Source organism: Bacillus sp. YBWC18 (assembly GCF_002998775.1).
In the GTDB taxonomy this organism is placed as follows: Bacteria; Bacillota; Bacilli; order Bacillales; family Bacillaceae; genus Bacillus.
This window is the reverse complement of the sequence record NZ_PVRI01000003.1, coordinates 457,758-469,784: the sequence shown is the minus strand read 5'-3', so window position 1 is coordinate 469,784 and position 12,027 is coordinate 457,758. Positions and strand designations below refer to the sequence as shown.

The window sequence follows — 12,027 nt, the reverse complement described above, 5'->3', positions numbered from 1 at the left end:
TTCACCACATCCTCCCCCTTTCAAATATTGCGCATAAAAAAAGAGCTGCTTATAAGCATACTCTCTCGACCTCTATAATTCCTTTGTCATAAATAAACTGTTTGGATCTTCTTGATATGAATCGAAAGGCGGGCAAATATAAAAACCAACACTCTCATATAGTTTTCTTGCTGGCTCAAAGAAAGACATCGCACCTGTCTCTAAGCTGACACGTGAATAACCGCGCCTTTTCGCCTCTTGGAGAAGATGGTTCAGCATATACCTTGCTACACCTTTTCGCATATGGAGAGCTGCGGTCCTCATTGATTTGATTTCGCCGTGATCACTTGACAGCTCCTTTAACGCTCCGCAGCCAAGAAGCTCCTCTCCTTTCCGCACACTCCACACTGTGACATCTTGCTTTTTCAAATCAGCTAACGGAAGGGCATGAATGCTTTCTGGCGGGGAATGCTCTTTCATTTCTTCTATATGAGCGGTAATCAGCTGCTCTATTTGTCCATCCGTGAGTGTATCTTGTTGAATGTACATGTCTATCACTCCTTCACGATCATTGTACGTGAAGAGTCAGCATTCACCTGCTGTTATGTCAGATAAACGAACAAACAACCGGCCTCCATCCGCCAGTTGTTCGTTTGATATCAACTATTTATGAAGAAAGTACCGCTTGTAACTCTTCTGCTGTACTGCTTTCAAGCTGACTTCCGACTCCTACTGCCACTGCACCAGCTTTCAGCCATTTTGGCACATCGGCTGGATGAATACCGCCCGTTGGAATAAATTCAATCTCTGGAAACGGACCTTGTAAGTTTTTCATATAGGATAAACCGAAGGAACCGCTTGGAAAAAGCTTGAGCAAGCAGTAGCCATCTGCTTTTGCCTGCATGATTTCACTTGGGGTGAGGACACCTGGTACATAGAGTGTGTCGTGAAATGAGAGATGCTCTCCGATCACAGGGAGATATCCTGGACTGACAATAAATTGTGAGCCTGCGTCAATGGCTGATTGTGCCTGCTCAAGGGTTGTGATTGTGCCTGCTCCTACAATCAGATCTTGCTCACGCTGAAAGGACGCGATGATGTGTTCAGCATTAGGCGTGGTATACGTCACTTCAATGGCTCGAACGCCTTTTTTCTTTAAACGCTCAATGGTCTCAATGCCTTCTGCTTCACTCCCCGCTCTCACCACTGCGATCAGCTTACAAGCCGCGAGCTGCTCTTTAACGCTCAAACTTGCTGACTTGCCCATATCCTTCATCTCCCTTCATATATTCTCGTCTGTGATATCGTTTGGCTTCTTTCATAAAAGCCTGAAGCTCTTCCCGAGTAGGCAGTCCGTCTTTATCGCCAGGAGACATCACCGCAAGAGCCCCTACAGCATTGCCTCTTGTCACAGATTTTTCATATGATAAACCGTCCAATAAGCCGCTGATGACCCCCACGGCAAATCCATCACCGGCACCGACTGTATCAACGACATCTGGCACATAAAATCCGCTCACAATCCCCTGGCTGGCTGCACTTTTATAAAAGGCACCTTCTGCACCGAGCTTCATGACCACAAGCTTGACGCCTTTTTGCAAATAAACATCGGCAATCTCTTCCGGCTCGTGACAGCCTGTGAGCCTTTGCCCTTCTGCAAGCCCCGGAAAAAACCAATCCACTTGAAAAGCCATTTGATTCACCGTATGGATCATATCTTCCTCCTCTTCCCATAGCTGCAGCCGAAGGTTTGGATCAAATGAAATGGTTTTGCCTGCTTCTTTCATTTTTTGAAGAGCACAAAAAGAAAACGCTCTCATTTCACTGGATAATGCAGGCGGAATGCCTGTCATATGGAGGTGTCCTGCCTGTTTGAAATAGCTGGCGGGAAAGTCGCTTGGACTCATTGTGCTCGCAGCAGAGCCTTTACGATAATACGTGACGTCAGGGTCTCCATCCATCACTTTTGATTTAAGTAAAATCCCTGTTTGAGACCCATCATTTGAACGGATCACTGCACTTGTATCGACCCCTTCTTTTTGAAGCTCTTCTAAAATAAATGTGCCAAGTGAATCTGCTCCGACTTTGCTCATCCATCCCACATCAAAGCCAAGCCTTGCCAAACCGACTGCCACGTTACTTTCGGCACCAGCAAGCGCCTTTTGAAATGTCTGCACTTGATGAAGCTCTCCGGCTTCTTTTGCGTAAAACATCGCCATTGATTCCCCAAATGTGACTGCATCCAATGCTTTCACTCATTTCTCCCCTCTCTTGGTACCGGTTTCAAATCAGCTGAAAAAGAGAGAGCATGCACGTATGTATACTCTTCTCTTCTATCGTTTATAAAGATTTTCTTACGATGATTTCTCCATCAAGCTGAATGGTTTGGGGCGCACTTTCATCCCCTTCAAGCCGTGTCTTGATTTTTTGCATTGCGGCTTTCCCCATTTCATGAGATGGCTGGGCAACCGTTGTAATTCCAGGCCCAATCAGCTTATACCATTCTGTATCATCAAACCCTGCAATGCCTATCTCCTCTGGAATCTTTATCCCAAGCTCTACAAGTTCACTTATCAGCTTCAGCATGAGTAATCCATTGGCTGCTAAAATCGCTTTTTTCTGTTGGTTTAGTTGTACAAAACGGACAAGCTCTTCTCGCAATTGCTCCTTTTTCTTCAAATCAATTTCTGCAATAATGGACGGCTTATGTTTACTCATAGCTGTCTGTTCATATGCTTCTTTTCGTTCTTCACGAGGACTGATTCCATCGACCGGCTCAGTAAAGAAGGCGATGTGCTCATAGCCTTTCTCATACATTTGTTGAAGCAGCCGGATCGTGATATCACGGTTATTCGTTGTCACTGTGTCGACTTTTAGTTCAGGTAACTTCCGGTCAACAAGGACAATCGGTACACCGTTTTTCTTAAAATCCTGCAGAATGTCATTGTTCTGGCCTGTCGTATTGATGATGAGCCCTTCAATATAATGCGCATTCAGCTTGAGGAGCATTTCTCGTTCTTTTTCTGGACGGTTATCTGTGTTGCACACCATGATGCTGTATCCATATTCATCACAAATTTCTTCGACACCGCGAAGTGTCGCTACAGAGAATGGATTCGTAATGTCGGCTACAATAAACCCAATGACCTTGCTTTTTCTTACTTTCAATCCTTGAGCGAGCTGACTCGGACGATAATGGAGTTCCTCAATGGCTTTCTTGATTTTTTTTACCTTATCAGCAGAAATTTCATTTGTTCTGCCATTGATATATCTAGATACAGTTGATTTTGAAACACCTGCATAAGCGGCCACTTCGTTGATGGTGACTTTCGTTTGCTTTTTCTCTTTCATTCAAAAAACTCCCACAATCGATATCTTCTCATTTGTTTCGAAACCGATTTCAAATAACTTAAAAAGAGCATATCATAATTTCTTGTATTCCAGAAGATTTTTTTGCATGAAGAGGGCAAAAAATCATCTAAATAAATAAAAAGAAAACGATTTCAAAATAACGGTTGACGGCGTTCTCTTTTTCCTCTAGAATTTTCCTTGAAACCGATACCAAATAAAACATCAATATTTTGTTTCAGATGGAAAGGGAGGCTTATCTCAAATGGAAAATCGTTATGCTGTACACCCTGAGCAGGTCAAACGTTTTACAACAGAGGAACTTCGTCGTCATTTTCATATTCCTACGCTATTCGTCAGTGGTGAATTAAAGCTCTACTATTCGCATGAGGATCGCGTGGTGATTGGCGGAGTCATGCCGGCAGCAGAGCCGCTCAAATTAGATGCCGGAGACTTTTTACGTACGGAATATTTCCTTGAAAGACGAGAGATCGGCATTGTGAATGTCGGCGGTCAAGGAACGGTCACTGTCGATGGTGAGTCTTTTATGCTGGAGCATAAAGATTTCTTATATATTGGGCTTGGACACCAAGATGTACAGTTTGCTAGTTCATCAGGCGAAGAGGCCAAGTTCTATCTTGTATCAGCCACGGCTCATCAAGCGTACCCTACACAAAAAGCAGCCATCGCTGAATTAACACCGAATCACTTAGGGGAAGCGTCTGCTTCAAATGTACGAAACCTGTATCAAGTCATCCACGCAAACGGCATCCAAAGCTGTCAGCTCATGATGGGAATCACTCAGCTGGAAACCAATAACACGTGGAATACGATGCCCGCTCATATTCATGATCGGCGTATGGAAGTGTACTTATATCTTGATATCGAAGAGGATGCTCGTGTCTTTCATTTTATGGGAGAGCCATCTGAAACAAGACATCTCGTTGTCGCCAATGAGGAAGCGGTCATTTCTCCTGCCTGGTCCATTCATTCAGGATCAGGTACAGCGAATTATTCATTTATTTGGGCGATGGCAGGCGAGAACTATACGTTCAAAGATATGGACTTTGTCCCAATGGACCAGCTGAGGTAATGTGATGACGTCAGCATCCTATGTAGCGTCCCTCTTTTCTCTTGAAGGCAAAACAGCCCTTGTGACAGGTCCTGGAACCGGCATTGGGCAAGGCATTGCTGTGGCGCTTGCCAGATCAGGCGCAGATATTATCGGCACATACCACCACACACCGCTTGAGGAAACGAAAGCGCTAGTCGAACAGGCGGGCCGCTCATTTCATGCGGTTCAGGTTGACTTTTCCGACCCTCAAACGGCAAAGCAGGCTGTCGATGCCATGTTACAAAAGCATACGATCGATATTTTAATCAATAATGCTGGCACCATTAAAAGAGAGCAGGCCGCTCATTATTCAGAGGAAGATTGGCATACGGTCATGGATGTGAATATCAATAGTCTCTTTTTCCTCACCCAAAGGGTTGGACAGCAGATGCTGAAAAACAGGCAAGGGAAAATTGTCAATATCGCCTCCCTTCTTTCGTTTCAAGGCGGCGTCTTTGTCCCCGCTTATACAGCAAGTAAACACGCAGTCGCAGGGCTGACGAAGGCCTTTGCAAACGAATGGGCGAACCAGCATATACAAGTGAATGCGATCGCTCCTGGTTACATTGCGACCAATAACACGCAAGCCATTCGAGACGATGGAAATCGAAATGAAGAGATACTCAAACGAATCCCCGCCGGGCGCTGGGGTAAGCCCGAGGATCTAGCCGGCGCTGCTGTTTTCCTTAGCTCACCAGCCTCTGATTATATGAACGGTCATATTTTAGCTGTTGATGGCGGCTGGCTTGCCAGATAAACACACGAGAGAATTCCTATTTGCAGGGATTCTCTTTTTTCTATTTGCATAATTCTCCTCCTATCGAGTCACTCTATAAAAAACATGACATGAGGGTGAGGTATTATGAAAAGTCGTATTGAACAAGATATAGCGTCCGTCATCAAGCGTGTCAAAAGCTTTGCCGGGAAAAGTGATGATATCGTGTTCCACTCATTTTCATTTGGCCCTTCTGCTATCTCTGCATGTCTCATGTACGTTGAAGGACTCACAGAATTTGAGATGCTTTCCAAGCAAATCATTTCACCCATGCAAAAGGAACTGGACATCACCGAGGTTGATTCTACTACGCTTCCGTCCCTGTCTAAAACGTTCTTTGGCATTCAAAATGACGTGCTGGAAGATATGAACCTTGCCATCGAGCAGTTATATAACGGCAGGGCTATTTTATTTGTAAATGGGGCAACACAAGCACTTGCGCTCCAAACGAACCTTTTTCAATTTAGAGAAGTAGAAGAGCCGCAATCGGAAGTCCTTGTAAGAGGGCCGCGGATCGGTTTTATTGAAAATCTTGAAAAAAACACAGCTTTAATCCGTGAGCGGGCAAACGACCCTAACCTTGTCATTCAAAAGATAAATGTAGGTACTCGCAATAAAAAGTCTGCTGCCCTTGTGTACGTTCGTGATATTGTTGATCCCAAATTAGTAGAAGATATTTTATCACGCATGACCGAAATCAAAATGGATGACATCCCTGAAACCGGCTATATTGAACAGCTGATTGAGGACAGCCATATCTCCATTTTTCCGCAGATTCAAAATACAGAACGTCCAGACAGGGTGATTGCATCTGTGCTTGAAGGCAAAGTCTCCATTTTGCTCGACGGCACACCTTTTGCCCTCATCATGCCTATGACACTTACAGCCTTGATGCAATCACCGGAGGATTATTATCAAAGATGGACAAGTGCGACTCTTTTGCGCCTACTCCGTTATTTTGCCGTACTGTTAACGATTTTTTTACCAGGGCTCTACATCGCTCTTGTCTCATATCACCCCGGTTTATTACCAACACGAATGGCACTCACCATTGCAGGCAGCCGGCAGAATGTTCCGTTTCCTCCTGTTGTCGAGGCGATTCTTATGTCTTTTACGATTGAGCTGCTGCGAGAAGCTGGACTTCGGCTTCCTAGAGCCATCGGGCAGACGATTGGGCTCATTGGCGGCGTCATCATTGGTCAGGCGGCTGTCCAAGCCAATATCGTCAGTGCGTTAATGGTGATTATCGTGTCGCTGACCGCATTGGCCGATTTCACTGCCCCTTCGTATGACTTTAGTTTCCCGCTGCGCATCTTGCGCTTTATGGCCATTTTCAGTTCAGCGATGCTTGGGTTATACGGCTTGATCATGTGTTATTTATTTGTGCTTTGTCACCTGATGCAATTAAAGACCTTTGGTTTTGACTATTTCACACCTGTTTTATCTTCACCGTTTTCAGATTTAAAGGATACGTACGTACGTTTACCAATTGGGCTATTTAAATCGAGACCGAAAACAGCAAAAATAAAAAATCTCAAAAGACAAGGAGATTAAACGATGTACAGAGCTGAGAAGCTATCATTGTTACAAGTCACCATTCTGTGCAGCTCTACAATGATAGGCGCTGGAATTTTAACCATTCCACGCAGTTCTGCCAATTCAGGGTTCCCTGATGGCTGGATCATTGTATTAATACAGGGAGTCATCTTTGCTTTCGTTGCTTTTTTGTTAGGATGGATTGCTGAAAAAAATGCGCCGGACACCATTTTTGAGTCAAATAAAAAAGGAGCCGGTGCATTCTTTGGCACGATCTTTAATTTAATGCTGATCGCTTATTTACTAGGCATTGTCGGCTTTGAAGCGCGTGTCCTCGGGGAAGTGGTCCAATTTTTCCTGCTGGAATCGACTCCTATGGCAGTGATTGTGATGATTTTTCTTCTTGTGGCGATCTATCATTTGAAAAGTGGTATCTTTCCAATAGTGAAAATGGTGACATACATATATCCGATGACGATGATCATTTATATTGGGCTCATGCTGTTTAGTTTGAAAATATTCGATTTTGATTACTTACGCCCGGTGATGGCGAACGGGTTTAAAGATTTCAGTAATTTGTTCTCTCAAACATTTATTCAATTTACAGGCTTTGAGGTCATTTTGTTTGTTGTACCACTCATTTATAAAGACAAATGGTCGAAGGCGAAATGGGCCGCTGCGATCGGGGTCGGAATTACCTCACTTATCTATTCTCTCACGCTCTTTATTGTGATTGGTTCCATGACCGTTGGAGAAACGAAATCCCTCACCTGGCCCACTGTCTCCCTCATTCAAGCACTAGAACTTGAAGGGGTCTTCATTGAACGGTTTGATATTTTTTTACTGACGATCTGGACTTGCCAGCAGTTCATTTGTATGCTTGGCTTTTTCCAATTTGCCATTAAAGGGTGCCACACAGTCTTTAAGACGACCAATGTTACGAGACTGCTTTGGCTGCTGTTTTTGATTACCTCTGCCCTCTCTTTATTTCCGAGAAATATCAATGAAGTCTTTTACTTCTCTACTTTACTCGGCTACGCATTGTTCGCGGTTTTAGCCATTCCTTTTATTACAGCTGTTCTGCTGATGATACGTAAAAAATGGGGAGGTCGTTCTGCATGAGAGGAAGGCGTGTATTGTTCATCTTTTTATCCTGCTGTCTTATCCTTTTATCATCAGGGTGCTGGGATTTAAAGGATATTGAAAAACTATCGTTTGTACGCGGTGTTGGTATTGATGAGGAAGATGAGAATGGAGTTAAGCTGACCTACCAAAACCTTGTACCGAAAACAGGCGGAACACAAGAAGCCGATTCTCCTGGCTATGTGAATGTCGTCTCAAAAGGGAAAAATGTGCTGGAGGCTGTCAGTAATGTCGCCTTAAAGGACCCGCCGATCTATAGTGATCATCTGAAAATCTTCTTGTTCGGCAAAAATCAGGCAGAGCATCACGATATTCAAGGAACGCTCAATCACTTTATACGAGATGATGAGGTTCGGCGAAGCAGCTATCTTCTCGTGTCACGAAATGATGCGTCAAAAGTGATCAACCAAAAATTGAAATCTCAGCAAAAGGTTCCGGTTGAGCATATCTTTGAAACATCTAAAAACCGAAGCTTTAATGGGAAAATTTTGCTGCCAACACGTATTGGCCGGGCGTCCGATTACTTTCAGATGGGCATTAGCTTCCTTGTACAAAGTGTAGATGCGATAAACGGTGAACTTATTTATGATGGGGCAGGAATTATAGATGGAAAAACACGAAAACTGATTGGCTTCATCCCTTCGAAGGATGTCCAATCTTTAAACTGGGTGATGGATCGGATATCAGGCGGTGTTGTACCTGCCACCTACAAAGATTTTCCGATCACGTATGAAATTAAGAAAGCCAAAACCAAGGTTGAACCCTATCTGAACAATGGGAAAATTTCCTTTAAAATTTGCATACAAACAAATGGAAAATTATCAGAGGATCAATACCCTCCTGAAAATTCATACGATGAGCAGTACATCAAACGATTTGAGCGGATTTTCTCTAAGAAAATAAAAGAACGCATTCAAAAAGCAGTGACTCATATGCAAAATGAAGTAGGCGTTGATCCTATCTTTTTAAACAAGCATTTCCGTATTAAATACCCTGACTATTGGGAAAAGCATCGAAACGAGTGGGATACGCTCTTTCAAGAAGCGGATATCGAATATGATGTCAAAGTCAGCATTTTAAACTTTGGGGCAGAAGGCGCAACAAAAAGCTTCAAATGGTAATGCAAAAGGCGGTTATCCCGAAGGGGAGCCGCCTTTTTTACGCACGACAATTAAAAGCTGATATAGAGTCACTTGATCAGACAACGCTTTTGTTTGAAAGCCAAGTGACGCTCCTACTCTCGCCACCTCGTCAAAAAACAATTGGACGTTTTGATCAATCTGAACATTGATCCGCTGCTCGATCACCCGTTCAAACAAATAGTCTGGGAAAAGTGCACGCATCGTGTTTAGTGTGAAGAACCTCAGGTGGCCTCGGTCTAAAATCCCTGCATCTTGATACGTAAAATCCCCTGTCATTAACGGGAGAAGCACCTCCGCATGCATCATGTTTGGCAGGCAGCAAATGACCACACCGCCCGGTTTTAAAGATGCGTGCGCTTGTTCAATGATGTGCCAAGGATCTGACACATGCTCTAAAACATCAGAAAAAATAATCGCATCAAAAAAAGCTTTTTTCTCTAACCACGGGTATTCATCTGCTTTTGCCTCGATGACTTCTTCATAATATGCCTTTGCAATGGCTGCTTTTAATGGATCTTTCTCTACCCCGTACATGTCAACAGACTGCCGATTCATTAGTTCAAGCCCTGTTGCCCCTGCACCGCATCCCACATCAAGCACACATGCAGCGTCTTCAGGCAGCAGAGCCGCAAAGTACGGATGGGGGGTCATCAGATTGAGATCAATGCCCCATTTATCTAAAAACCGAAGCCTGTTCTCAGCAAACAGTGTAGAGATGTTCGTTTCTTGATTCGCACGAAAGGTTGCATGACCGTGATGATGCACAAATGAATCGTGGACGATTTGCAGCTGATATCCCTTTAGCAAGGATCTCAAACAAAGATCGTCATCCTCAAAAGATCCATACACGAACCGCTCATCAAATAACCCCACCTCTTCAATGAGCTCTCTTTTCACAAGCAGACAAAACCCCACAAGCCGATGTACATAAGTTCTCTGACCTTTTTTCGCAGCCGTATAATTCTTCGCAAATACTGGGAGCTCCTTCACATCTGTATACGATGGCTCGACCATTTGAGGACCGCTCACATAATTGGAGACTGGTCCTACCATCCCAATACGTTCTGATGCAAATAACGCCTCTTTTAATGGAGAAAGCCAGTTTTCCGTTACGATCGTGTCGTTATTTAAAAAGAGAATGCTATCTCCTGTCGCTTTTTTCGCTCCTTGATTACATCCCTTTGCAAAGCCTTGATTCTCTGTGTTTTCAATGAAAATCACATCTTTCAGTTCTCTCACATATTCCTTCGTACCGTCGGTTGACGCATTATCAACGATGATGAGTTCATATTGGTCACTTCGGGTATGGTGCTTGATGCTGTCGATACATTTTTTCGTTAAATGCAGTTCATTGTACGTCAGCATGACAATGCTCGTTTTCCCTTTCATCTCATTTCCACCTTTCGCTCGCCTGTTCCATATGTATGTCATATACAGCACGTTCAGAAGATGAGAGATTGTCCTTTCTTGATTAAACGTTTGTTTAACAAAGAAAAACCAGCTGCATGCGGGCAGCTGGTCGTTGTTCACACCGTTTTTCCTTCCTCACCTGTGACGGCACGGTTCCTCTTTTTTAAATCTTCTTCAATTTCTTCAAGACTTTTCCCTTTCGTTTCAGTCACCATATATTTCACAAACAAGAAGGCGCCTACGCCGATGACCGCGTAAATGAGAAAAAGATTACTGATACCCATCGCGCTTAATAGAGCTGGGAATGTAAGCGAGATGATTAAATTCCCTGTATGAAGGAGGAAAGTAGAGACGCCTGTACCGATTCCTCTTACATGTACCGGGAACAGCTCCGGAAGCATCACCCAAACGACTGGACCCCAGCTGACAGCAAAGATGACGATGAAGAGTCCTAAACATATAATGGTTGTCCATCCTGCAGCTGTTGACCCCTCGAAAAATCGATTGACCACTGACAGGACAATTAAACTTAGGACCATGCCAGCATTTCCAAATAAGAGCAGCGCTTTACGCCCTACACGGTCAATGATTTTAATCGCCACAAACGTCATGACGACATTCACTGCCCCAATTCCGACGGTTCCTAAAATTGCCGCTGAATTACCAAAGCCAACGCTTGTGAATGTTTTTGGTGCATAGTAAATAATTGTATTGGTTCCGATAAACTGCTGCAGAAAGGCAAGACCGACACCAGCAATTAATGCTGGGCGTACCCATGGCTCAAATAATTCCTTAAAACCGCCTTTTTCTTCACTTTCTGCCTGTTGAATATCTGAAATTTCTTCTTCAACTTCTTGCTTACTCTTTCTGAGTTTAGATAATATCTCTTTCGCACGGTCTGCCTGTCCATGGACAAACAGCCAGCGGGGACTTTCCGGCATAAACAAAATCCCACATAATAAAAGCACAGAAGGCACGACCGCAATTCCAAGCATCAGGCGCCATGCCTCTGCATCCGCTAAAGCGTAGTTCACAATATAGGCGAGAAGAATACCAAATGTGATCATGAGCTGGTTTAATGAGGACAGTGCACCTCGAGATTCCTTTGGAGCAAGTTCAGATAAATATAATGGAACAATCGTTGTCGAGCAACCGACAGCAAGCCCTAGTACAATTCGGAATAAGACCATCACTTCCGTATTCGGAGCAAGGGCTGTACCAAATCCACCGATAATAAACAAAATCGCTGCGGCGATGATGGCTTTTTTCCGCCCGAATTGGTCTGTCAGCTTTCCAGAAAGAGAGGAACCGAGCATCGCCCCGATTAAAATCGAGCTGACAACAAGTCCCTCTGTAAACGCGTTTAACCCTAAATCCTCTTTCATAAATAAGATGGCGCCAGAAATGACACCTGTATCATAGCCATATAAAGCGCCGCCAAGTGCGCCGAAGAAATAAAGCCATCCATTCCGATTTTTCATGTTCATAACCCCTCTTTTGTACTGGATGTTTCTCTATGGAAAATCATTTTCCTCACTTCCTGTCATTTCAAACATTTCGATGTTTTATGACAAATATAT

At 43.8% G+C, this 12,027-nt stretch carries 11 protein-coding genes; 5 read left to right on the top strand and 6 right to left on the bottom strand.

What is annotated here, in order from left to right; genetic code table 11:
• Positions 1 to 72: 72 nt before the first annotated feature.
• From C6348_RS11850 to C6348_RS11835, 4 genes are all read right to left on the bottom strand, one after another.
• A complete protein-coding gene (locus C6348_RS11850; protein ID WP_106043192.1) occupies positions 73 to 528 on the bottom strand; it encodes a GNAT family N-acetyltransferase in 456 nt (151 codons plus the stop codon).
• Between the two features lie 118 nt (positions 529 to 646).
• Entirely contained in the window at positions 647 to 1,246 is a 600-nt protein-coding gene (locus tag C6348_RS11845) for a bifunctional 4-hydroxy-2-oxoglutarate aldolase/2-dehydro-3-deoxy-phosphogluconate aldolase (RefSeq protein WP_106036463.1), read from the bottom strand.
• Positions 1,218 to 2,234 (bottom strand): sugar kinase, encoded by a 1,017-nt coding sequence (locus C6348_RS11840; protein WP_106043189.1) that lies wholly within the window; start codon positions 2,232 to 2,234, stop codon positions 1,218 to 1,220. Before C6348_RS11840 ends, C6348_RS11845 begins: the two co-directional genes overlap by 29 nt.
• Before the next feature lie 85 nt (positions 2,235 to 2,319).
• Positions 2,320 to 3,330, bottom strand: coding sequence for a LacI family DNA-binding transcriptional regulator (locus tag C6348_RS11835; protein WP_095285707.1), 1,011 nt, complete (start codon positions 3,328 to 3,330; stop codon positions 2,320 to 2,322).
• 262 nt (positions 3,331 to 3,592) lie between these two features.
• Here C6348_RS11835 and kduI point away from each other — a divergent pair, with 262 nt between their 5' ends.
• From kduI to C6348_RS11810, 5 genes are all read left to right on the top strand, one after another.
• Complete coding sequence (gene kduI / locus C6348_RS11830) at positions 3,593 to 4,420, top strand: 5-dehydro-4-deoxy-D-glucuronate isomerase (protein ID WP_106043187.1); 828 nt, start codon at positions 3,593 to 3,595, stop codon at positions 4,418 to 4,420.
• 4 nt (positions 4,421 to 4,424) lie between these two features.
• On the top strand, positions 4,425 to 5,198 hold the full coding sequence (kduD, locus tag C6348_RS11825) for a 2-dehydro-3-deoxy-D-gluconate 5-dehydrogenase KduD (protein WP_034660196.1): 774 nt from the start codon (positions 4,425 to 4,427) through the stop codon (positions 5,196 to 5,198).
• A 105-nt stretch (positions 5,199 to 5,303) separates the two neighbouring features.
• Positions 5,304 to 6,770, top strand: coding sequence for a spore germination protein (locus tag C6348_RS11820; protein WP_034660198.1), 1,467 nt, complete (start codon positions 5,304 to 5,306; stop codon positions 6,768 to 6,770).
• Positions 6,771 to 6,773: 3 nt separating this feature from the next.
• Entirely contained in the window at positions 6,774 to 7,874 is a 1,101-nt protein-coding gene (locus C6348_RS11815; RefSeq protein WP_106038999.1) for a GerAB/ArcD/ProY family transporter, read from the top strand.
• Positions 7,871 to 9,016 (top strand): Ger(x)C family spore germination protein, encoded by a 1,146-nt coding sequence (locus C6348_RS11810; RefSeq protein ID WP_106043185.1) that lies wholly within the window; start codon positions 7,871 to 7,873, stop codon positions 9,014 to 9,016. The genes C6348_RS11815 and C6348_RS11810 overlap by 4 nt, the downstream gene beginning before the upstream one ends.
• Positions 9,017 to 9,028: 12 nt before the next feature.
• Here the strand turns inward: C6348_RS11810 and C6348_RS11805 are convergent, their stop codons facing one another.
• A complete protein-coding gene (locus C6348_RS11805) occupies positions 9,029 to 10,426 on the bottom strand; it encodes a bifunctional glycosyltransferase family 2 protein/class I SAM-dependent methyltransferase (RefSeq protein WP_106043183.1) in 1,398 nt (465 codons plus the stop codon).
• A gap of 137 nt (positions 10,427 to 10,563) precedes the next feature.
• Positions 10,564 to 11,928: a sugar porter family MFS transporter gene (locus C6348_RS11800; RefSeq protein WP_095285705.1), complete on the bottom strand. Its 1,365-nt coding sequence runs from the start codon at positions 11,926 to 11,928 to the stop codon at positions 10,564 to 10,566.
• Positions 11,929 to 12,027: the final 99 nt, after the last annotated feature.